The organism is Blattabacterium cuenoti (assembly GCF_014252115.1).
Classification (GTDB): Bacteria; Bacteroidota; Bacteroidia; order Flavobacteriales; family Blattabacteriaceae; genus Blattabacterium; species Blattabacterium cuenoti_AK.
Map to the genome: position 1 here is coordinate 483,382 of NZ_CP059211.1, position 22,989 is coordinate 506,370.

Genomic DNA, 22,989 nt, shown 5'->3' on the forward strand with positions numbered 1-22,989 from the left:
CATTATTAAAACAAAAATACAAAATTAAATTTTTTGATTTATTCAAGTTCTATAACTTTTATAGGAGTAATTTTATTAATAAAAAATAAAGAAGGAAAAAATATTGTTATAAAACAAACAAAAATAACAGACAAGTTTATAATTATAATATGTGCAACACTGATACAAACAGGAACAAAATCAACAAAATATTGTGTTTTATTTAATGATATTAAATGAAATTTTTTTTGAAAGATTAATAAACCAATTCCAATGATATTTCCTATGAATAATGAAGGTATTAATACTTGCATGATATAAAACAAGAATATTTTATGTATAACTTTATTTTTAGCCCCTAAAGTTTTTAAAATACCTATTGTTCTAATTCTTTCTAAAAGAAGTATTAAGATAAATACAATCATATTAATAGTTATGGATATAAAAATAATAAAACTAATAACAATAATATTTATATCAAATATGTTTATCCACCTTATAATATCATGATTATTAATATTTTTTATTGAAAATTCTTTAGGTGTTTTTTGAATAATTTCTTTCTCTATATTATCATAGGATACAAAAATTTCAAACTTATCTACTAGATTTTCTTTCCATCCGTAAATTTCCTGAATAGATTTTATATTTCCAATAATGTATATATCATCAAATTCTGGTATACCAGTTTCATATAAACCATAAATTCTAAATCTTTTAGAAAAAAAAATAGGATCTCCTTTTTTATTAAAAGATAAAAAATCTACTCTAATCTTGGATCCAACTTTTAGTCCTAATGATAAGGATACTTTTTTAGATAAAATAACGTCTTGATTAGATAATGGTTGTTTTTTTAAAAGATTTTTCGTAATTAAAAAATTTTTAAAAAAAACTGGATTATAATCTTCATATAAACCTTTAAATATGTATCTATCTGTTTTTTTATTTGTACAAATAATCACATTTTTCTCGGAAATGCCATGGATTTGTTGAACTAAATTAGTTTTGAAAAATTTTTTCAAAACTAATTTCTTTTTTTTCACAGAAAAACATGGATCATTTTTTGAATGATTTCTCTGTATAAGGATTTGTCCTCTAATATTTAATAATTTATCTTTTATAATTTTTTTAAACTCAAAACCTATAGAAAAAGTCAAAAAGGTTATGATTAAACCAACAATTATTATTGTTTGTGCTATGAAAACTATTGTTCTAAGAGTCTTATTTTTCCTGCAATCCTCCCAAACCGTTTTTTTGGAAAAAAACCATTCAAAATTCAATTTTTATTTTTTAATTCTATTATCCTAAATATTTTCATCCAAATAATTATCATTATTGAAATCTTTTCCATTATTATTAGATAATGGATTATTATCAAAATCCTCATGAGAATCAGTATATGATGTAAAAAAATGTTCTTTCCCAAGAACATTTTTTTTGTAGTCTTCTTCCCAAACTGATGAAATATGTTTTTTTTCTTCTTTTTCTTCCATGTTTGAAAATTGAGATTGGTCACTTATAAATTTTAAACGAAATTTATCTAATCCTCCATTTCTATGTTTAGCGATTATAATTTCTGCTTGACCTATACAAGAATCATTATCTTTATCCGAATCCCAAACTTTAAATCCATAATATTCAGGTCTGTAAATAAATAAAACTATGTCTGCATCTTGTTCAATAGCTCCTGATTCTCGTAAATCAGATAATACAGGCCGTTTATTTCCACCTCTTGTTTCTACTGCTCTGGAAAGTTGAGATAAAGCTATTATTGGAATATCAAGTTCTTTAGCTATAGACTTCAAACTTCTAGAAATTACTGATATTTCTTGTTCTCTATTTTGTAGTTTAGAACCATGATCATTAATTGCCATCAGTTGCATATAATCTATAAATATTAATTTAATCCTATGTTGGGATATTAAACGACGGCATTTGGCACGTAAACTAAATATAGATAAAGAAGGAGTATCATCTATAAATAAAGGAACATTTTTTAAATTTTTTGTTTTATAAAATAAACATTCCCAGTCTAATTTAGATAAATTTGCTCTTTTAATTTTTTCTGAAGAAATACCAGTCTCTGACGAAATTAATTTCGTAATTAATTGAATTGAGGACATTTCTAACGAAAAAATTATAATTGGTATATTTTGTTTTACAACTATATTTCTTACCATAGACAACATAAAAGTTGTTTTCCCCATTCCAGGTCTTGAAGCTAATATAATTAAATCAGAATTCTGCCATCCAGAAGTAATATGATCCAATTTATAAAATCCAGAAGAAATTCCACTTATTCCTTCTTTTTCTGTTTTTTGAATTTTCTCAATAGCTTTTTGTATAAGACATTGAGTTGTTTCATATTTTTTTGTTATTAAATATTTTTGATTAATTTCAAAAAGTTTTGACTCAGCATGATCTAAAAGATCAAAAACATCTGTACTTTCCTCATAACATTTTTGAATAATGTTGGAAGATATACTTATTAATTTCCTTAAAATAAATTTTTGTACTATTATACGACTATGATATTCTATATGTGCAGAAGAAACAACTTTTTGTGTTAACCCAACTAAATATAATTCTCCTCCTATTGATTCCAATTTTCCTATCCTTCGTAATTCATTTAAAATAGTATATAGATCTATAGGTTTAGAATTATGATATAATTTTTGTATTGCAAAAAATATTTCTTGATGTTCTTTTTTATAAAAAATTTCAGGAAAAAGTATGTCAATTACTTCATCTAATCCTTTTTTATCAATCATCATTGCTCCTATAATAGCTTCTTCTAAATCTAATGCTTGAGGTGGCATTTTAACTTTTTTTGTAATAGAATTAAAACAAAATTTATTTTCTTCTCCTTCTCTCTCTCTAATATTACCCATAAAATCATTTTTAAATAAACATCATAAAAAAATTTTTATTTTTATAATAAAAATCTATTCATTTTCGTCAAAAAAACCAATAGAAATATACTTATTTTTTCTTTTTTGAATAAGAGATTCTACATTCATTTCAAGTAACTGCTTATAATCCTTAATAATTTTTTGTTTTACAAATTGAAAAGCTTTTTCAGGACAAAAATGTGCCCCTCCTAAAGGTTCTTTGATTACATCATCTATAAGATTTAATTTATGCATATTTTCTGCTGTCAATTTCAATGCTTCTGCTGATTTTTCTTTATTATCACGATTTCCCCATAATATTGTGGAACAACTTTCAGGAGAAATAACAGAAAACCAAGAATTTTCCATCATTGATATCTTATCTCCTATTCCAATTCCTAAAGCACCTCCACTAGCTCCTTCTCCTATAATTAAAACAATAATGGGTACTGTTAAACACATCATTTCATAAATATTTTTACCAATAGCTTCTCCTTGTCCTCTTTTCTCCGCTTCTATTCCAGGAAAAGCACCTGGTGTATCAATAAAAGTAACAATAGGTTTTTTAAATTTTTCTGCTAATTTCATAAGACGTAAAGCTTTTCTATATCCTTCCGGATTAGGCATTCCAAACCTTCTATACTGTCTATCTTTAGTATTTTTTCCTTTTTGAGTTCCAATTAACATAAATATGTAATCCTCTATTTTTCCAAAACCTCCTACAATAGCTTTATCATCACTAAAATGACGATCTCCATGTAATTCTATAAAAGAATCTTTTTCTGTCATAGAAAATATATAATCTAAAGTATAAGGTCTATTTGGGTGTCTGGATAATTGCACTCTTTGCCAAGGAGTTAGATTTTTGTGTAATTTTTTAATAGTTTTTTCCAGCTTAAATTGTAATTGTTTGCAAACTTCTTTCATGTTTATTCCACTTTTTTTTTCTATTAGCATACAATTAATATACTGATCCTGAATTTCTTGTATCGGTTTTTCAAAATCTAAATATTCCATATTAAAAGAATGATTGAATATATTCACGATTTACAAAAGAAATATATTCTGTGGATATTCCTTTTGGACATTCAATTTCACATGCCTTTGTATTAGTGCAACTTCCAAATCCTTCTTCATCCATTTTTCTTATCATATTTGAAGCTCTTTTTTTTCTTTCTATTTTTCCTTGAGGTAGTAAAGCAAATTGCGAAATCTTTGCTGAAACAAATAGCATTGCTGATCTATTTTTACATGCAGCAACGCACGCTCCGCAACCAATACATGTAGCAGCGTCAAAAGCTTTATCAACCTGATCTTTGGGAATTGGAATCATATTTCCATCTATTGTTTTTCCAAATGTATTTACAGATATGTATCCGCCTGATACAATAATTCTATCAAAAGAAGATCTATCTACAATAAGATCTTGTATTATAGGAAAAGGCTTCGCTCTCCAAGGTTCTATATATATAGTTTCTCCACTATGAAAATGACGCATATGAAGTTGACAAGTAGTAGTTAAATTATCAGGACCATGAGCTCTTCCGTTAATATATAAAGAACACATTCCACAAATTCCTTCACGACAATCATGATCAAATGATATAGGAGAAGACTGTTTTTTATTCATATTAGATAATATGATTTGATTGTTTAAAAGATCTAACATTTCTAAAAATGAACTATTAGGAGATATATTATGTATTTTATAAGTTTTAAAATGACCTTTTTCCTCACGATTTTTTTGTCTCCATATTTTTAACTTAAAATTCATAAGTTTTTCCATACATATGTTTTTTATTTATAAGAACGTGATTGTATTTTTATAAAATCGTAATTTAGATTTTCTTTATGCATAATTTCATCCTTTATGGCTTGGTTATCCTTGTACTCCCATGCAGAAACATGTTTATAATGAATATCATCACGAAGAGCTTCTCCTTCTTTTGTTTGATATTCTTCACGAAAATGACTTCCACAAGATTCTTTTCGATTTAAAGCATCCATAGCCATTAATTCTCCTAATTCTAAAAAATCAGCTACGCGTCCGGCTTTTTCTAATTCATAATTTAATCCATCATCAATATTTCCAGGAACAAAAATATTTTCCCAAAATTCATTTTTAAGTTCTTTTATAGCTTTTATAGCTTTATGTAAACCTGTATGAGTTCTACTCATTCCTACATATTTCCACATAATATTTCCAAGTTTTTTATGAAAAAAATCAACAGGAATATTTCCAGGATTTTGAAGAAATTTTTGAATTCTATTTTTCACATTTTTTTCTGCTAATTGAAAAGCTACATGTTTTGTAGATATTTTTTCTGTAATACATTCAGATAAATAATCAGCTATAGTATATGGCAAAATAAAATAACCATCAGCTAATCCTTGCATTAATGCAGAAGCTCCAAGTCTGTTTGCTCCATGATCTGAAAAATTAGCTTCTCCTATAACATAACATCCAGTAATAGAAGACATTAAATTATAATCTACCCATAATCCTCCCATTGTATAATGTACTGCTGGATAAATTTTCATAGGAGTTTGATAGGGGTTATTATTGGTAATTTTTTCATACATATGAAATAAATTTCCATATTTAGATTCCATTATTTTTTCTCCTAATTTTTTTTTATCAAAAAAACTGAGTTTTTTCATTCCAAGTTCATTCGCTTTTTCTTTTCCATACTTATTTATGGATGAACTAAAATCCAAAAATACACCTTCTTTTGTTTCATTATTTTCTATTCCAAAACCTTTATCACAACGTTCTTTAGCTGCTCTAGAAGCAACATCTCTTGGAACAAGATTTCCAAATGAAGGATATCGTCTTTCAAGATAATAATCTCTATCATCTTCACTTATATCTTCAGGTTTTTTAGAACCATTTCGTATAGAAACAGCGTCTTCTAATTTTTTTGGGACCCATATTCTTCCGTCATTCCTCAATGATTCAGACATCAATGTTAACTTAGATTGATAATCTCCATGTACTGGAATACAGGTTGGATGTATTTGGGTGTAAGAAGGATTAGCAAAAAATCCTCCTTTTTTATGAACTTTCCATATAGCAGTTGCATTAGAACCCATTGCATTGGTAGATAAAAAAAATATATTGCCATAACCTCCTGAAGCTATAACTATAGCATGTGCTGCATGTCTTTCTATTTCTCCTGAAGTAAGATTTCTTGCAATAATACCTTTAGCCGATCCATCCACAATAACTAAATCTAACATTTCGTGACGATTATAGATTTTTATTCTTCCTATTCCTATTTGTCTAGACATAGAAGAATAACATCCTAATAGCAGTTGTTGTCCTGTTTGTCCCTTTGCATAAAAAGTTCTAGAAACTTTTGTTCCACCAAATGATCTTGTATCCAGGTATCCAGCGTAATCACGAGCAAATGGAACCCCTTGTGCTACGCATTGATCTATAATGTTAGAAGATATTTCCGCTAAACGATAAACATTTGCTTCTCTGGATCTATAATCTCCACCTTTAATTGTATCATAAAAAAGTTGATAAACAGAATCATTATCTCCTCTATAATTTTTAGAGGCATTAATTCCTCCTTGTGCAGCAACAGAATGTGCTCTTCTCGGAGAATCTTGATAACAAAAAACTTTTACTTTATATCCTAATTCTGCTAAAGAAGCGGAAGCTGAACCTCCAGAAAGACCTGTTCCAATAACAATAACTTCTATATTGGATCTGTTATTAGGAGATACTAATTTTAAAGTAGATTTGTGATTCATCCATTTATGAGTTAATGGACCTACTGGAGTTTTTGAGTTTAACTTAAAGATATTTTTCATCTTATATCATGAATTAAAAAAAAACCAAATAGCAATAATAGAAAACCCAGAACAAATAAACCACAGATACAATAAACTAAATTTTTTTATCCAAACTAATCTTTTTTTATTAGACAGCCCCAATGATTGAAAAGAAGATTGAAATCCATGATTGAGATGAATACCTAAAATAAAAAATGAAAATACATATATAAATGTATAAAAAGGATTTTTGAATAAAGAAACAACTATATTATAATCAGAAATTAAATGACGATGATTTGAATATTTCATGGGAATCATGAAATTAATCAAATGTAGAACTAAAAAACACAAAATTAAAATTCCCGTATATATCATTGTACGACTACTAAATGTAGTAGAAAAATAAGAATTTATAGCATAATCAACTTCTCCTTTTACTTTCTTATTTTCTATATGTAACTTAATTCCTAATAAGATATGAATCAAAAAACCTATTGCAAGAACATATTCCATTATTCGAACAAATATATTTTTCCTCATAAAAAAAACAGCTTCGTTAAAAGCTTTTTCTCCTGAAAAAAGAAATAAATTAACACTTAAATGTAATAATAAAAAGATCATTAAGAAAATTCCTGTAGAAGCCATAACCACCTTCTTTCCAATAGAGGATTGAAAAAAAATTTTATGATTCACCAGTTGTAATTTTATATATGTTTAATTTTTTAATGTAGCTTTATTAAAAGCAAAACTTAAAGTTATATAAAATTATTTTACTTTCTTGATCATTTGTAATGCTTTTACAAGTAAGTCTATATCTTTTTTTTTATTAAACATTCCAAAAGAAATTCTAACAGGCATTGTTTTATTTAATAAATATTCACTTGTAATAGACTGAATTACATGAGATATCTTATTCCTATTACAGGAACTTCCTTTTGAAACAGCAACCCCCATTAAGTCTAAATGAAAATAGAATAAATGATCTTTTTTTGTAGGATATAAAAAATTTAATACAGAAGGTATACTTTTATCACTATGATATGATAATCCATTAAAAATAATATTGGGTATTATTTTTTTCAATTCTGAAATACAATAAGATTTTAAATTTTTCATTTTTTTCACATGATTTTTAAAATCAGAATACAGCAACCGTAAAGCTTCCGATAACCCCACAATTCCATATGTATTTTCCGTACCTGAACGAATTCCATATTCCTGAATTCCACCAGTTATAAAAGGTTTCATTTTTTTTAAAAAATGCTTCCTTATAAAAACAAAACCTATTCCCTTTGGACCATAAAATTTATGTGCACTTGCAGTAGCAAAATCAAATGATAATGTTTCCATATCAATAGGAATATTTCCTATAAATTGTATAGTATCTGAATGAAAATAAGCGTTATATTTTTTACATAAAAAAACTACTTTATCAATTTCTAATAAATTTCCAATTTCATTATTTGCATACATTAAACTAACAAGCGTTTTTTTATATATATTTTTTTTCAATAATTCTTCCATATTATTAAAATCTAATGATCCTTTTTCATTAACAGAAATAAAGTCTACAGATATTTTATATCTGATAGATAGATCTAAAATGGTTTCTAGTACGGATGTATGCTCTAATTTTGAAGTTAAGATATGTTTAACACCTAAATCTAAAACTGAAGATTTTAAAATAAGATTATTAGCTTCAGTTCCTCCCGAAGTAAAAATAATCTCAGAAGGAGAAGCTTTAATATTTTTAGCGATACAAATTCTAGATTCCTCTAAAATGGAACGAGCTTCTCTTCCATAACTATGTTGTACAGATGAAGGGTTCCCTGATAAATGTTTTAATGTATTAACCATGACTTTTACGACTTCTTTTCTTATAGGAGTGGAAGCTGCGTTATCCAAATATGCTCGTTTCATTTACACTTGAAATTTTTATACATACATATATACAAATATATAATGTATTCGAATTCTGTTGATTAAAAATATATTTTCATTAAAGATCTCACCTTTAATTTTGTATATTTATCCTACATTATATTGGGTTTTAATTTAAATATTTTAAAGTCTTTTATTTAAAAATTTATTGTTTTAATAATGTTATTAAAATGTCTATTTTATTTTTATTTAAATTGAGTGAATATGGAAATAAATGTTGGATTTTCGGTTCTAATGGGGTTTGCGATTGGAATTATTACATGCTTTTTTTTTGGTAAAAAAACTATATTAAAAAAATATATTCAATTATTAGAAGATGCTTCTCTTCAAGCAAGAAAAATCATAAAAAATGCAGAAAAAGAAGGAGAATCCATAAAAAAAAAGAAAATGTTTCAAATGAAAGAAAAATTTATGGAACTTAAATCTAAACATGAAAAAGATGTTCATTTAAGAGAAAAAAAAATAATTGATATAGAAAACAAAACAATAGAAAAAGAAAATAGATTATCTAAAGAAATAGAAATTTATTTTAATAAAAATAATCGTTTAGAAACTCAAATATATGATTATGAAAAAAAATATAATATTCTTAAAAAGAAACAAGAAGAATATGAAAATATGCAATTAAAACAAATAGAATTACTTGAAAAAGTATCTAATTATTCTTCTGAAGAAGCTAAAAATGAATTAATTGAAATCCTTAAAGAGGAGACAAAAGCAAAAGCACAAACCTACATACAAAATATTATAGAAGAATCACAATTAACTGCAAAAATGGAGGCAAAAAAAATTATCATTCAAGCAATTCAAAGAATTGGAACAGAACAAGCAGTTGAAAATGCTGTATCCGTTTTTAATATAGAATCAGATGATATTAAAGGTCGTATAATTGGACGAGAAGGAAGAAATATAAGAGCTCTAGAAAAAGCAACAGGAGTAGAAATCATTGTAGATGATACTCCAGAAGCAATTCTTTTATCTTGTTTTAATCCTATACGAAGAGAAATAGCTAGACTAGCTCTTCATAAATTAGTTATAGACGGACGTATACATCCAGCTAGAATCGAAGAAATAGTAGAAAAAACAGAGAAACAAATTGAAGAAGAAATAATAGAAATAGGAAAAAAAAACATTATAGATTTAGGTATTCATGGTCTACATCCAGAATTAATACGTATGGTAGGAAGAATGAAATATCGTTCTTCTTATGGACAAAATCTTTTACAGCATTCTCGTGAAGTTGCTCATCTATCAGGTGTATTAGCTTCTGAATTAGGATTAAATCCAAAATTTGCAAAACGTGCTGGATTATTACATGATATAGGAAAAGTACCGGAAAATGAATCAGAATTACCTCATGCAATTTTAGGAATGCAATGGGCAGAAAAATATGGAGAAAATATGGAAGTTTGTAATGCAATAGGATCACATCATGATGAAATAGAAATGAAAGTATTACTATCTCCTATAGTACAAGTTTCAGATTCTATTAGTGGAGCTCGTCCTGGAGTAAGAAGAAATTCTTTTGAATCTTATTCAAAAAGACTAAAAAATTTGGAAGATATAGCGTTTAGTTTTGATGGTGTAAATAAAGCTTTTGCTATACAAGCAGGAAGAGAATTACGTGTATTAGTTAAAAGTGATAAAGTTGATGATCAAAAAGCTTTTCAATTATCTTGTGATATAACAGAAAAAATAAAAAATGAAATGACTTATCCTGGTCAAATTAAGGTGACAGTAATTAGAGAAACTAGAGCTGTACAAATAGCTAGATAAATAATAATAAAACCATGAAAGACTTTTCTATTACTTCTTTTATTAAAAAATACTTCCTTCATTTTAATGCTTTAACTTTATCAGAAGCTGCTAAGGCATATAAACATCATATTAAAAATGATGGAAAAATGATGATTACACTAGCAGGAGCCATGAGTACTGCGGAATTAGGGAAAATCTTATCTGAAATGATAAGAAAAGATCAAGTTCATATTATTTCTTGTACAGGGGCTAATTTAGAAGAAGATATATTAAATTTGATTGCTCATTCTTATTATAAAAAAATTCCTAATTACAGAGATTTAACACCTGATGAAGAGAAAAAATTCTTAAAAAAAGGTTATTACAGAGTAACAGATACTTGTATTCCAGATGAACAAGCTTTCAAAGAACTACAGAAACATATTTTAAAAGTATGGATCAGAGCTAAAGAAAAATCAAAACGTTATTTTCCTCATGAATACATTTATCAACTATTATTAGAGAATATTTTAGATCCCTATTACAATATAAATTCAGAAGACAGTTGGGTGTTAGCTGCAGCGAAAAAAAATATTCCCTTAATAGTTCCAGGATGGGAGGATAGTACAATAGGAAATATTTTTGCTTCATATTGTATAAAAAAATTATTTCAACCTTTTATCGTAAAAAATGGAATTGAATATATGATATATTTATCGGAATGGTATCAAAAAGAATCTATGAAACATAAAATAGGTTTTTTTCAAATTGGAGGTGGAATATCAGGAGATTTTCCAATTTGTGTAGTACCTATGTTATCTCAAGATATAGGATTTAAACCCACTCCATTTTGGTCTTATTTTTGTCAAATTTCTGATTCAACGACCAGTTATGGATCTTATTCTGGAGCTATTCCTAATGAAAAAATTACTTGGGGAAAATTAGATAAAGATACTCCAAAATTTATTATCGAATCAGATGCGACAATAGTTGCTCCGCTTATCTTTGCATATGTATTAAATATGTAATCATGTATTATATAGAGGAGTAATACATTAATTATAAAAAAATACTTAATCTTATGAATAATTTATATGATCTTATTGTTATTGGTTCTGGTCCAGGAGGATATATATCCGCTATTAGAGCAAGTCAGTTAGGTTTTCGTACCGCTATTATAGAAAAGTATCACAAGTTAGGTGGAACATGTTTAAATGTAGGATGCATTCCTTCTAAATCTCTTTTAGATTCATCTAAATATTTTTCATTAGCTAAAAATAATTATTCTTTACATGGTATTTCATTTGAAAAATTATTTTTTGATTTAAAAAAAATGATGGATAGAAAAAATGAAATAATAAGAAATATAAATAATGGTATAAAATATCTAATAAGAAAAAATAAAATTGATTTATATCAAGGAATAGGTTCTTTTAAAACTAAAAATATTTTATCCATAAGTGATAGAGAATCATTAAAAGAAAAAACAGAAATACAATTTAAATATTGTATAATATCCACAGGATCTAAACCTTCATGTTTCCCCCATTTAAATTTTGATATAAAGAATAGAATTATTTCTTCCACGGAAGCGATTAATTTAAAAAAAATTCCACAAAAATTAATCATAATTGGAGGAGGAATAATTGGATTAGAATTAGGTTCTATTTTTAATAGATTAGGAAGTAAAGTTATTATTATAGAAACTATGGATAAAATTATATCAAATATGGATAATTCTTTAAGTATAGAAATGCGAAAAATATTAGAAAAATCATCTATTCAAATAGAAACTTCTTCACATGTAAATAGGATATTTAGAAAAAACGATGAAGAAATATCTGTTTTGGTGAAAGACCATAATGGAAAAGAAGTTTATTTCTCAGGAGATTATTGCCTTTTATCAATAGGAAGAATTCCATTTACAAAAAATCTAGGATTAAAAAATATAAAAATTAAAATAAATGAAAAAGGATTTATACTTGTCAATAATAATTTAGAAACTTCTGTTAACAACATATATGCTATTGGAGATGTTATAGGGGGAAAAATGTTGGCTCATAAAGCAGAAGAAGAAGGATTATATGTAGTAGAACATATAGCGGGTAAAAAACCAAATAAATTAAATTATGATTTGATTCCATCAGTAATTTATACTCATCCTGAAGTAGCTAGTGTGGGACAATCAGAAAATGAGATTAAGGAAAAAAAAATAGAATATAATGTAGGCATTTTTCCTATGAAAATATTAGGAAAAGCCCGTACAAGTGGTTGTACAGATGGTTTCTTAAAAATGATTTCTCATAAAAAAACAGATGAAATATTAGGAGTTCATATCATTGGGGACCATGCATCAGATATGATTATGGAAGCATCTGTAGCTATGGAATTTAGATCCTCTTCAGAGGATATATATAGAATATGTCATCCTCATCCTACTTTTAGTGAAGCATTCAAAGAAGCAGCTCAGTTGAATTTTGAAAACCGTTCTATACATATGTAGAATATTATTAATTATTGTTAATAACTCCAAAAAATAGTTTTTTTTCCTATTTTCCTTAGGAAATTATTGGTTTTTTCAAAATGTTTAGACCCCAAAAATCCCTTTCTAGCTGAAAAAGGAGATGGATGTGAAGTTTTTAAAACATAATGATTATGATAAGAGTTAATTAAAGTTATTTTTTTTTGAGCATATTTTCCCCACAAAAGAAAAACAATATTTTTTTTGAAATTAGAAATAACCCGGATTATTTTATCCGTAAAAAATTCCCATCCTATATTTTTATGAGACATCGGATAATCTTTTCTAACTGTTAATATTGAATTAAGTAATAAGACTCCTTGTTTTGCCCAAAATACTAAAGATCCACTATTTGGGTAGAAGTTTTTGTTAGAATTTGAACAATTATTTACCTCTATAAATATGTTCCTTAATGAAGGAGGAAATGGAATTCCATCAGGAACAGAAAAACAAAGACCATCAGCTTGATTTTCTTTATGATAAGGATCTTGTCCTATAATAACTACTTTTAGTTCTCGAAAAGAACAATATTTTAAGCAAGAAAGAATATCTTTTTTTTTAGGAAAACACACAAAACGATTATACTCAATTCTAAGAATTTTTAATAATTTTATAAAATAAGGTTTATTATATTCTTCTTTTAAAAATGAATTCCAGTTCACTTTTTATAATTTTTTCTAATGTTAGAAATGTTAATTAGTATTATATTACATGCTTCCATGTAAAAAATTCTTTTTTTCTAAAAGTTTCTCTTTACTTTCATAATTTTCTTTATCTAAAATACAACATTGAACTGGACAAATTATGATACATTGTGGTTGATCATAAAAACCTACACATTCCGTACATTTTTCAGGAACAATGAAGTATATATCTTTTTTGATTGGATCTTGAAAATGAAAAATAGTTGGATCTGATATTTTATTTTTTTCCAATGATGTACCATCTGACATTTTCCATTTTTTTCCTCCTTCATAAATTGCTTGATTAGGACATTCAGGTTCACATGCCCCACAGTTTATACATTTTTCTGTAATTTTTATGGACATTTAATTTGAAAAAATTAAAAATAAATGATTAAAGCTTTTGATATTTTAGGATGTTTCTTAAGAGAAGTTAAGAAATTTTATGCACATGAAAAATATTTATCCAAATGTTATAAGAAATTTTTTTATTCTTTTCAAAAAATTATTAAAAAAGTAACTATTGAAAATAGTTGGTTTAGAATAGAAGATTTATTAATAACATTTGATCAATGGGGAAAAAATCTTGAAAAAGGAAAATTAGAATCTTGGATGAATAAATATTCTCTTAATAAAAGAAATTCTAAAAAAGTTCTTGTTATTATGCCTGGAAATGTACCAATGGTTGGATTTCATGACTTTATATGTGTGATTTTGTCAGGACATAAAATTATAATTAAATTATCTGAAGAAGATAATTTATTACTTCCATTCTTATGTAGAATAATTATACATGAAAAACCTATTCTTCAAAAAAGAATAAAATTTTCAAATAATATTTTAAATGAAAAGTTTGATTTTGTAATAGCTACTGGAAATAATAATACAACTCGTTATTTCGAATACTATTATAGAAAATATCCTATTTTACTTAGAAAAAGTAGAACTTCTGTTTCTGTATTGCAAGGAACTGAAACAGAAAAAGAATTAGTCTCCTTAAATAAGGATATGTTAACTTATTCTGGAAGGGGATGCAGAAATATAGGAAAAATATTTATACCCCATAATTATGATGTTTATTTAATTTTAGAAAAATCATTGATTTGTGAATATATTACAAAAAATAAAAAATATATAGATAATTATAAATATTATTTATCTATTTATACTATGAATCAAGTCTCTTTAAAAAAAAATCATTTTCTTCTTTTCAAAGAAGAAAAAAACTATCATAGTCCAATATCTGTAGTGTATTATGAATTTTACAATAATTTGAATCAATTAAAAAAAACAATTATAGAAAAAAAAAATCATATACAATGTATAGTATCTAAAAATTTTTTAGAAAAAGAAATTCCTTTTGGAAAAACACAATACCCGAAATTAGAAGATTATGCAGATGGAATTGATACAATTCAATTTTTGAATTGAAATTTTTTAATAATTAATTTATCTTTATCCAAATTCATTTTTTTTGAAACGATCCCATTTATTTCAGGAGCTTTTAGTCCACTTTTTAATACAGTTTCGCACATAAAAACCCGACATTCATCCCAAATATTTTCTTTTATAAAACTTTCTAAGGTTTTTTTTCCTCCTTCCACTATGATAGATAATATTTTTTTTTTATACAAAAAATATAAAATTTGATTTATTATTTCTTTTTTAAAGGAAATTTGAATATATTCTATATTATATTGACTTTTTTTATTTACTTCTGTAAATACAATAGTATGTTGAGAACCATCTAAAATGAAATAATAATTAGAAATACTTAGTTTCTGATCAATAAAAATTCTGATAGGATTTTTCCCGAACCATTTTCTAACATTTAATTTTGGATTGTCATTTAACACAGTTTTTTTTCCTACTAAAATTCCATCTTCTTCAGATCTCCATTTATGATTTAGTTGCCTAGCATACACTCCACTAATCCAATTGTTTTTTTTATTCTCCGAATATATAAAACCATCATCACTTTGTGCCCATTTTAATATGATATAAGGACGTTTTTTTTCATAGAAAGTAAAAAAACGTTTGTTCAAGATTCTACATTCATCTATTAAAATAGATTCTATAACTTCCACTCCATACTTTTTTAATTTTTTTATTCCTAACCCTTTTACTTTATCAGAAGAATCTTGTATACCTACTACTACTATTGGTATATTTTTTTTGATTATTAAATCAACACAAGGAGGAGTTTTTCCAAAATGAACACATGGTTCCAATGTTACATATAAAGTACAATCTAAAAACAACTGTTCATCCTTTATATTATTAATAGATAAAAATTCAGCGTGATATATTCCTTCTTTATTATGCCATCCTTCTGATAAAACGATTCCTTTTCGTTCTATAACACATCCAACCATAGGATTTGGAGAAGTAAATCCTAATCCGTTTTTAGCTAATTGTATAGCTCTTTTCATAAAAATTTCTTTATATTTCATGAATTTTGTTTTATGTTTTCCATATATTCCAAGATTCCTCAGCTTGAATATATAACATTTCTAATCCATTCCTAATTAAGGCTCCATTTTTTTCCGCTTTTTTTAAAAATAATGTTTTATTAGGATTATAAACTAAATCATAGAAATAATGATCAGAAGAGACATATTCATAAGGTAAGAATGGACATGAATTTATATTTGGATATGTTCCAACAGGAGTACAATTGATAATAATTTTATATTCTTTCAATAATTTTGGGTTTATATCTTCGTATACTAAAAAACCTGCATCTTTTTTTCTAGAAATATATTGATATGGTATTTCCAATTTTTGTAAAACAAAAGAAACCGTTTTAGAAACTCCTCCGGTTCCTAAAATAAATGCTTTTAAATTTTTTTTATTTGTAATTTTTTCTAAGTCTTTTTTAAAAGAATATTCAAATCCTAAAATATCTGTATTAAATCCAATTCTACATTCATTATTAATTTTTATCACATTTACGGATCCTATAGTTTTTGCTTCAGGCATTATTTTGGTCAAAAAAGGAATGATCTTTGTTTTATAAGGAATGGTTACATTACATCCTTTTAAATAAGAGTTTTTAAATATCAATGATACGTTTTCTATTTTTGGAATGTCGAAAATTTTATAATCTACATTTAGGATAAATTCTTTTTTAAATTTTTCAAAAAAAAACTTTCTAGAAAAAGAATATTTAACATTTTTTCCTATCAGACCATAAATTTTTGTTTCTTTATGTGTCATAAAATAAAAAGGATAGTAGTAAAGTCTATTCTTCTTTTTTTAATTTCATACGTTCTCTATATTTAGCTCTCAATATTTCATTTCTTCTTCCTTCAGAAGGTTTTATATATTGTTGTTTCTCTCTAAATTCTTTTAGAACACGAGTTTTATCAAATTTTTTTTTACATTTTTTTAAAGCTTTATCAATTGATTCTCCTTCTCTAACTGTAGTAATTAAAATCATAAAAACTGAATAAATAATTCTTGTGGACATTATCGGATTTGAACCGATGACCTCTACTCTGTCAAAATAGCGCTCTAAACCAAACTGAGCTAAATGTCCTTTAAATCAACAAAATTAAGTATTTTTTGATATATAACGAATGACAATTTACTTTATATGTCTTTCAATATTCTAAAAAGATCTATAAAATATTTAAAAGGATTAAGTTTAAAAAAAGCTTATTTATTTAATACTGAATTAAATCTGTATACATACAAAGATTTACTTTTGTTTTATCCTAAGGGATATAAATATGTATCTATACTAAAAAATATATCAGAATTATCAAACAATAATAATGATTTTGTACAAATTTTAGGTAAACTAACTAAGTTTGAGGAACTTGATTATAAAAATAAAAAAGGAAAAATATTAGTAGCGCATTTGGAAGATAATACAGGTTTTATTGAATTAGTTTGGTTTAAAAAAAACCATTTTCTAAAAAAAATAACAAAAAATGCTCCAGTAATAGTTACTGGAAAAGTAAAATACTTTCAAAAAAAAATTCAAATTATTCATCCAAATATTAAGGAATTTCGTTCTTCAATAAAAAAAAACTATTCTATATTTCCTGTATATTCCATTTCTAAAAATTTAAAAGAAAAAGGAGTGGATAATGCTTTTATGATAAATTTATTACAAAATCTTATAAAAGAATTAAAAAATGATATAAATGAATTTTTTTTTAAAGATTTTCTTAAGAAAAAAATAATGTCAAGAAAAAAAGCTTTAATTCAAATTCATTTTCCAGAATCTTTAGAATCTTTATTACAGGCACAATATTCTTTAAAATTTGAAGAATTATTTTTATTAAAACTATTTTTTTTATCTAAAAAAGAAATAATAAACAATTTTCCTTTTACAAAATTAGGGTATAATTTTCATACTTTTTACAGAAAAATTTTACCTTTTACTCTCACAGGAGAACAAAAAAAAGTATTTAAAGAAATATGGAATGATTTGAAGAGACCCATTCAAATGAATCGATTATTACAGGGAGAAGTTGGATGTGGAAAAACCATCATAGCTATGTTATCAATGCTTGTAGCTTTAGATAATGGTTTTCAATCTTGTTTAATGGCTCCTACTGAAGTTCTAGCCATACAACATTATGACTCCATAGGAAAGATGTTTTCAAAAATTGGAATTAAAATAGCTTTATTAACAAGTTCTGTTTCTGCTCCTATTAGGAAATCTATCCATCATGATATATTAACAGGAAAAATTTCTATTGTAATAGGAACTCATTCTCTAATTCAAGAAAAAGTTCAATTTAAAAATCTTGGATTAGCAATTATAGATGAAGAACAACGTTTTGGAGTAGAACAAAGAGAAAAAATATGGAAAAAAGATAATAAACCTCCTCATATTTTAATTATGACAGCCACTCCCATTCCCAGAACTTTAGGAAAAATTATTTACCGTGATTTAAATGTTTCTATTATCAAAAAATTGCCTTTAGGTAGAAAACCTGTTGAAACCATTCATTTTTGGAATCAAAATAGGGATCAAGCTTTTAAAATAGTGAAAAATCAAATTTCAATAGGTAGACAAATTTATATTATATATCCGACTATAAACACTTCTTTTAAGAATAAAAATTTGATAAGAGGATATGAAGAAATTAGAAAAAAATTTAAAGATTTGGAAATTGGAATTTTACATGGTGAAATGAATTTTCAAGAAAAAAATATGCAGATTAATCGATTTTTATATGGGAAAACTAAAATTTTAATAGCGACTACAGTCATAGAAGTAGGAGTAAATGTTCCTAATGCATCGGTTATTTTAATAGAAAATGCAGATTTTTTCGGATTATCTCAATTACATCAATTGAGGGGTAGAGTAGGAAGGGGAACTTATAAAAGTTATTGTATTCTTATTACTGATAGGAAAATCAGTGTAGAAGGTTTTTTTAGAATTAAAAAGATGTGTGAAACAAATAAAGGTTTGGATATCGCTAAAGAAGATCTAAAATTACGTGGTTGTGGAGATTTAATAGGGACTAAACAAAGTGGAAAAAATTATTTTCGTATTGTTAATCTAATTAAAGATTATAAATTAACAAAAGAAGTTTTTCCAATTGCTAAAAACTTTTTTAAAAAAAATCCTAATTTTTTGAATGATACAAAAAATATTTATTATGAATACTATAAAAATAAATGGAAAATTTTATAAATAAATTAATACATGAATCCTTTGAATAACTTTCAGTTGAACAACTCTCAACGTAAAATTATAGAAACCATTGATGGACCTATATTAGTTATTGCTGGAGCTGGATCAGGAAAAACTCGTGTTATTACACATCGTATCGTTCATATGATTCAAAATATAGGAATACCTCCTTACAATATATTAGCTTTAACTTTTACCCAAAAAGCTGCTAGAGAAATGAAAAATCGTATTTCTAATATGATAAATACAACAGAATTTTATCAAATAACACTAGGCACTTTTCACTCTATATTTTCTAGTATTCTAAGAAAAGAATCTCATTGGTTAGGATTTAAATCAAATTATACGATTTATGATCATAAAGATTCAGAAAATGTTATAAAAAAAATATTAAAAGACATTAATATAGAAAATATAACTTTGAATTGTAAAGAAATAATAAAAAGAATTTCTGAATATAAAAATAATTTGTATTATTTATTAGGTAATAAAAAAAAATCAGAAAATACAGAATTTCTTACTAAAATTTATAAAATTTATACAAAACGTTGTTTTAAAGCAAATGCGTTAGATTTTGATGATATATTGCTTTATACCAATTATTTATTTTTCTATTTTCCAAATGTACTTGAAAAGTATCAAAAAAAATTTAAATACATATTAATTGATGAATATCAAGATACCAATCTATCTCAAAATACCATTATAAAAAATTTAGTTTCTAAACATAAAAATCTTTTTGTAGTAGGAGATGATGCCCAAAGTATTTATGCTTTTCGTGGAGCTGATATTTCAAATATTTTAAATTTTCATCTTGATTATAAAAATGCTAAGATTTTTCGTCTTGAACAAAATTATCGTTCTACTAATTATATAGTGCAAGCATCTAACAATATTATTTCTTTTAATAAAAATCAGATTTTAAAAAAAATTTGGACAAATAATGAAAAAGGAGAAAAAGTAAAAATATATTCTGCCACTACTGAAGTAGAAGAAGCAGAATATATAACTTCTTCTATTCTTTCAATAAAAAGAAAAACAAATTTACGATATGAAAATTTTGCAATTCTTTACAGAGCAAATATACAATCACATGTTGTAGAATACTCATTAAAAAAAAAAAATATCCCATATCACATATATGGATCTATCTCTTTTGAACAGAGGAAAGAAATTCGTGATTTTTTAGCTTATCTTAGAATTATTGTTAATCCAAATGATGAAGAATCTTTTTTACGTATTTTAAAAAATACAAATCAAAAAATAGTAAAAACTATATTAAGTCTGTCTGAAAAAAAAGAAATCACAGTCTATAATATAGTAAGAAATATTGAAAATTATCAATGCTTATTAAAAATAAATAATAAAACAAAAATTAGATTTGAAAATCTAATTTTTACAATAGAAAAATTACGTATTAGTGCAGAACAATATGATGCATATGTAATAGCTAAAAAATTAGTGGATTTTTTGTTAAATGAAAATTCTAAAAATTATAAAAATGAAGATTTTAAATATATACTTGATTATATACTTCAATATGTTAAAGAACAAAAGAAATTAAAAAATAATGTAAATGCAAGTTTGTTTGGTTTTTTACAAAATTTTTATTTGGAAATAAATGAAAATATCAATCATAAAGATGAAAGAAATAAAGTTTCATTAATGACAGTTCATTTATCCAAAGGTTTAGAATTTTCTATTGTTTTTATTGTAGGATTAGAAGAAAATCTATTTCCATCAAAATCCAGTTTGGGAAATCACTTGAAAATAGAGGAAGAACGTCGTTTATTTTATGTTGCTTTAACTCGGGCTAAAAAAAAAGCAATACTTACTTATACAAAGTATAGATTTATATGGGGAGAAAAAAAGAAAAATGCTCCTAGCCGTTTTATTGATGAACTTAATAAAAATTTTATTGATATAGAAAATCACAGATATATATCTGATAAAAAAAATTTTTTTTCCTTGAATTATCTTAATTATGAAAATCAAAATTCTAAATATTTAGAAATTAAAAAAGGAGCAAAAGTTTTTCACAAAAATTTTGGAATAGGAATCATTTTAGAATTACAAAATCAGAATCAAATAGCTCTAATTAAATTTAAAAAATCGGGAAAAAAAAGAGTTTTGATAAAATTGAATAAACTTTTTATTGAATCATAAAAACAATTTATGGATGATTTAAAAAAAATTAAACTAAATTTTTATTATCAGAAAATGATTTGTTTTGTAGCAATTTTTTTCTTTTTTATAAAATTAATTACTTGGCATATTACTTCTTCGCTTTCTGTATTTAGTGATGCTATGGAAAGTTTGATTAACATTATCAGTGGTTTTATTGGATTATGGAGTCTTTATGTATCATCTTTACCTAAAGATAAAAATCATCCATATGGACACGGTAAAATAGAATTTATATCAACAGCAATAGAAGGTTTTCTAATTTCTATAGTAGGAATTACTATTTTTATAAATACTTTTATACGTATTAAATCTAATATGCATGGAATTATTTTATCAAGATTAGATTATGGTCTATTTTTAATGTCCTTCACTGGAATTATTAACTATTTATTAGGTTTTTTAGTCTGTAAAATAGGACATAAAAACAGAGCTTTAATATTAATAGCAAGCGGAAAACATCTTCAAATAGATACTTATTCTACTTTTGGTATAATCATAGGATTGATATTATTGAATATTACCAAATCTATATGGATAGATCCCATTATTTCTATCATTTTTTCATTTGTAATTTTATATACAGGATTTAAATTATTGAGAAATGCCACAGCTGGAATTATGGACGAATCTGACAAAAAACTTTTAAAAAAATTATCTTTTTACTTAAACGAAAAAAGAAATATTCATTGGATAGATCTTCATCATTTAAAAATCATTAAATATGGAAGTGCATTGCACATAGATTGTCATTTAACTGTTCCATGGTTTTTTAATGTCAAAGAAGCTAATCAAGAAGTAAAAAAATTAACTCAACTAACTAAAGATAAATTCGGAAATAAAGTAGAATTATCGGTTCACGTTGAGGCTTGTTCTAATAAGCATTGTATATTTTGTTTTAATTATTCTTGTCAAGTAAGGAAAAATCTTTTTCAAAAAAAAATTCTTTGGACTTTAGATAAAACATCTTATAAAAGATAAATAAATATATTATATATAATATTATGGAATACAATACTAATCGTTTAAAATTGGTGATACCAGAATATGGGAGAAATATTCATAAAATGATAGATTATGCTATACAAATAAAAAATAGAAAGAAAAGAAATCGTTGTGCATGGAGTATTATTAAATTAATGACAGATTCTGTTTATCCTAAATATTACAAATCTATTCCTTTTTTTCAACATAAATTATGGAATCAACTATTGATAATGTCTAAATATCAATTAGATATTGACACACCTTTTCCTAAACCAAATTTAAAAGAAACCTATAATATTAATTTTTGTAATAAAAGAATAATATATCCTGAATATCTAACTCGTTTTAGATATTATGGAAAAATTATAAGGAACATGATCCATGCAGCAATACGTTGTAAAAACACGCAAAAAAAAGAAGGTTTATTTTATGCTATAGCTAATACAATGAAAAAAAACTATTTAAGATGGAATAAAAATATAGTAAAAGACGATGTCATATTTAAAGATTTAAAAGAACTATCAAAAGGAAAAATATGTTTAATGAAACATACAGATTCATTATTACAATGTTCTCATATTTTTAAATATAAAAAATAAAAAAATCTTAATTAAAAGAGTA

20 protein-coding genes and 1 tRNA gene are annotated in these 22,989 nt (G+C 25.1%); 8 read left to right on the forward strand and 13 right to left on the reverse strand.

The window, feature by feature from the left end; translation table 11 throughout:
* Positions 1-38: 38 nt before the first annotated feature.
* From H0H44_RS02380 to H0H44_RS02410, 7 genes are all read right to left on the reverse strand, one after another.
* Positions 39-1,259, reverse strand: a complete 1,221-nt coding sequence (locus H0H44_RS02380) for an ABC transporter permease (RefSeq protein WP_185871532.1) — start codon at positions 1,257-1,259, stop codon at positions 39-41.
* Positions 1,260-1,283: 24 nt separating this feature from the next.
* Positions 1,284-2,870 (reverse strand): replicative DNA helicase, encoded by a 1,587-nt coding sequence (dnaB, locus tag H0H44_RS02385; RefSeq protein WP_185871533.1) that lies wholly within the window; start codon positions 2,868-2,870, stop codon positions 1,284-1,286.
* 54 nt (positions 2,871-2,924) lie between these two features.
* Positions 2,925-3,887, reverse strand: coding sequence for an acetyl-CoA carboxylase carboxyltransferase subunit alpha (locus tag H0H44_RS02390; protein WP_185871534.1), 963 nt, complete (start codon positions 3,885-3,887; stop codon positions 2,925-2,927).
* A gap of 1 nt (position 3,888) precedes the next feature.
* The gene (locus H0H44_RS02395; protein ID WP_185871535.1) at positions 3,889-4,656 is read right to left on the reverse strand and encodes a succinate dehydrogenase/fumarate reductase iron-sulfur subunit; all 768 of its coding nucleotides are present in this window, start codon (positions 4,654-4,656) and stop codon (positions 3,889-3,891) included.
* 11 nt (positions 4,657-4,667) lie between these two features.
* On the reverse strand, positions 4,668-6,692 hold the full coding sequence (locus H0H44_RS02400) for a fumarate reductase/succinate dehydrogenase flavoprotein subunit (RefSeq protein WP_185871536.1): 2,025 nt from the start codon (positions 6,690-6,692) through the stop codon (positions 4,668-4,670).
* Positions 6,693-6,698: 6 nt separating this feature from the next.
* A complete protein-coding gene (locus H0H44_RS02405; RefSeq protein WP_238786122.1) occupies positions 6,699-7,349 on the reverse strand; it encodes a succinate dehydrogenase cytochrome b subunit in 651 nt (216 codons plus the stop codon).
* Between the two features lie 72 nt (positions 7,350-7,421).
* Positions 7,422-8,576: a cysteine desulfurase family protein gene (locus H0H44_RS02410; RefSeq protein ID WP_185871537.1), complete on the reverse strand. Its 1,155-nt coding sequence runs from the start codon at positions 8,574-8,576 to the stop codon at positions 7,422-7,424.
* Positions 8,577-8,801: 225 nt separating this feature from the next.
* Here H0H44_RS02410 and rny point away from each other — a divergent pair, with 225 nt between their 5' ends.
* From rny to lpdA, 3 genes are read left to right on the forward strand one after another with little or no spacing between them, the layout of a single operon-like run.
* A complete protein-coding gene (rny, locus tag H0H44_RS02415; RefSeq protein WP_185871538.1) occupies positions 8,802-10,373 on the forward strand; it encodes a ribonuclease Y in 1,572 nt (523 codons plus the stop codon).
* 14 nt (positions 10,374-10,387) lie between these two features.
* A complete protein-coding gene (locus H0H44_RS02420) occupies positions 10,388-11,362 on the forward strand; it encodes a deoxyhypusine synthase family protein (RefSeq protein WP_185871539.1) in 975 nt (324 codons plus the stop codon).
* 53 nt (positions 11,363-11,415) lie between these two features.
* Positions 11,416-12,837 carry a dihydrolipoyl dehydrogenase gene (gene lpdA, locus H0H44_RS02425; RefSeq protein ID WP_185871540.1) on the forward strand — a complete coding sequence of 474 codons (1,422 nt, stop codon included), beginning with the start codon at positions 11,416-11,418 and terminating at the stop codon, positions 12,835-12,837.
* Between the two features lie 17 nt (positions 12,838-12,854).
* On the opposite strand, the gene H0H44_RS02430 is transcribed toward lpdA, so the two are convergent.
* Entirely contained in the window at positions 12,855-13,517 is a 663-nt protein-coding gene (locus tag H0H44_RS02430) for a uracil-DNA glycosylase (protein ID WP_185871541.1), read from the reverse strand.
* Positions 13,518-13,562: 45 nt separating this feature from the next.
* Complete coding sequence (locus H0H44_RS02435) at positions 13,563-13,904, reverse strand: 4Fe-4S dicluster domain-containing protein (protein WP_185871542.1); 342 nt, start codon at positions 13,902-13,904, stop codon at positions 13,563-13,565.
* Positions 13,905-13,928: 24 nt separating this feature from the next.
* Between H0H44_RS02435 and H0H44_RS02440 the strand changes: the two genes are divergently transcribed.
* On the forward strand, positions 13,929-14,969 hold the full coding sequence (locus H0H44_RS02440; RefSeq protein WP_185871543.1) for an acyl-CoA reductase: 1,041 nt from the start codon (positions 13,929-13,931) through the stop codon (positions 14,967-14,969).
* Here H0H44_RS02440 and ribD read toward each other — a convergent pair.
* From ribD to H0H44_RS02460, 4 genes are all read right to left on the reverse strand, one after another.
* Positions 14,954-15,991, reverse strand: coding sequence for a bifunctional diaminohydroxyphosphoribosylaminopyrimidine deaminase/5-amino-6-(5-phosphoribosylamino)uracil reductase RibD (gene ribD, locus H0H44_RS02445; protein ID WP_185871544.1), 1,038 nt, complete (start codon positions 15,989-15,991; stop codon positions 14,954-14,956). The two genes, H0H44_RS02440 and ribD, sit on opposite strands and share 16 nt — an antisense overlap.
* Positions 15,992-16,001: 10 nt before the next feature.
* Complete coding sequence (locus H0H44_RS02450) at positions 16,002-16,757, reverse strand: shikimate dehydrogenase family protein (RefSeq protein ID WP_185871545.1); 756 nt, start codon at positions 16,755-16,757, stop codon at positions 16,002-16,004.
* Positions 16,758-16,782: 25 nt separating this feature from the next.
* Positions 16,783-16,980, reverse strand: coding sequence for a 30S ribosomal protein S21 (gene rpsU, locus H0H44_RS02455; RefSeq protein ID WP_041936675.1), 198 nt, complete (start codon positions 16,978-16,980; stop codon positions 16,783-16,785).
* Positions 16,981-17,003: 23 nt separating this feature from the next.
* Positions 17,004-17,079: transfer RNA gene (locus tag H0H44_RS02460), tRNA-Val, on the reverse strand.
* A gap of 57 nt (positions 17,080-17,136) precedes the next feature.
* On the opposite strand from H0H44_RS02460, the gene recG reads away from it, so the two are divergent.
* Genes recG through H0H44_RS02480 form a run of 4 tightly spaced genes read left to right on the forward strand, consistent with a single transcriptional unit; the run spans position 17,137 to position 22,967 of the window.
* A complete protein-coding gene (gene recG / locus H0H44_RS02465; RefSeq protein ID WP_185871546.1) occupies positions 17,137-19,197 on the forward strand; it encodes an ATP-dependent DNA helicase RecG in 2,061 nt (686 codons plus the stop codon).
* 12 nt (positions 19,198-19,209) lie between these two features.
* Entirely contained in the window at positions 19,210-21,363 is a 2,154-nt protein-coding gene (locus tag H0H44_RS02470) for an ATP-dependent helicase (protein ID WP_185871547.1), read from the forward strand.
* Between the two features lie 9 nt (positions 21,364-21,372).
* Positions 21,373-22,362 (forward strand): cation diffusion facilitator family transporter, encoded by a 990-nt coding sequence (locus H0H44_RS02475; RefSeq protein ID WP_185871548.1) that lies wholly within the window; start codon positions 21,373-21,375, stop codon positions 22,360-22,362.
* A gap of 23 nt (positions 22,363-22,385) precedes the next feature.
* Positions 22,386-22,967, forward strand: coding sequence for a DUF4290 domain-containing protein (locus H0H44_RS02480; RefSeq protein ID WP_185871549.1), 582 nt, complete (start codon positions 22,386-22,388; stop codon positions 22,965-22,967).
* Positions 22,968-22,989: the final 22 nt, after the last annotated feature.

Coding starts and splice junctions, on each gene's coding strand:
- recG (WP_185871546.1), top strand. CDS start 17,137: ATGTCTTTCAATATTCTAAAAAGATCTATAAAATATTTAAAAGGATTA.
- ribD (WP_185871544.1), bottom strand. CDS start 15,991: ATGAAATATAAAGAAATTTTTATGAAAAGAGCTATACAATTAGCTAAA.
- lpdA (WP_185871540.1), top strand. CDS start 11,416: ATGAATAATTTATATGATCTTATTGTTATTGGTTCTGGTCCAGGAGGA.
- rny (WP_185871538.1), top strand. CDS start 8,802: ATGGAAATAAATGTTGGATTTTCGGTTCTAATGGGGTTTGCGATTGGA.
- H0H44_RS02390 (WP_185871534.1), bottom strand. CDS start 3,887: ATGGAATATTTAGATTTTGAAAAACCGATACAAGAAATTCAGGATCAG.
- H0H44_RS02470 (WP_185871547.1), top strand. CDS start 19,210: ATGAATCCTTTGAATAACTTTCAGTTGAACAACTCTCAACGTAAAATT.
- dnaB (WP_185871533.1), bottom strand. CDS start 2,870: ATGGGTAATATTAGAGAGAGAGAAGGAGAAGAAAATAAATTTTGTTTT.
- H0H44_RS02475 (WP_185871548.1), top strand. CDS start 21,373: ATGGATGATTTAAAAAAAATTAAACTAAATTTTTATTATCAGAAAATG.
- H0H44_RS02395 (WP_185871535.1), bottom strand. CDS start 4,656: ATGGAAAAACTTATGAATTTTAAGTTAAAAATATGGAGACAAAAAAAT.
- rpsU (WP_041936675.1), bottom strand. CDS start 16,980: ATGATTTTAATTACTACAGTTAGAGAAGGAGAATCAATTGATAAAGCT.
- H0H44_RS02480 (WP_185871549.1), top strand. CDS start 22,386: ATGGAATACAATACTAATCGTTTAAAATTGGTGATACCAGAATATGGG.
- H0H44_RS02440 (WP_185871543.1), top strand. CDS start 13,929: ATGATTAAAGCTTTTGATATTTTAGGATGTTTCTTAAGAGAAGTTAAG.
- H0H44_RS02450 (WP_185871545.1), bottom strand. CDS start 16,757: ATGACACATAAAGAAACAAAAATTTATGGTCTGATAGGAAAAAATGTT.
- H0H44_RS02410 (WP_185871537.1), bottom strand. CDS start 8,576: ATGAAACGAGCATATTTGGATAACGCAGCTTCCACTCCTATAAGAAAA.
- H0H44_RS02400 (WP_185871536.1), bottom strand. CDS start 6,692: ATGAAAAATATCTTTAAGTTAAACTCAAAAACTCCAGTAGGTCCATTA.
- H0H44_RS02420 (WP_185871539.1), top strand. CDS start 10,388: ATGAAAGACTTTTCTATTACTTCTTTTATTAAAAAATACTTCCTTCAT.
- H0H44_RS02435 (WP_185871542.1), bottom strand. CDS start 13,904: ATGTCCATAAAAATTACAGAAAAATGTATAAACTGTGGGGCATGTGAA.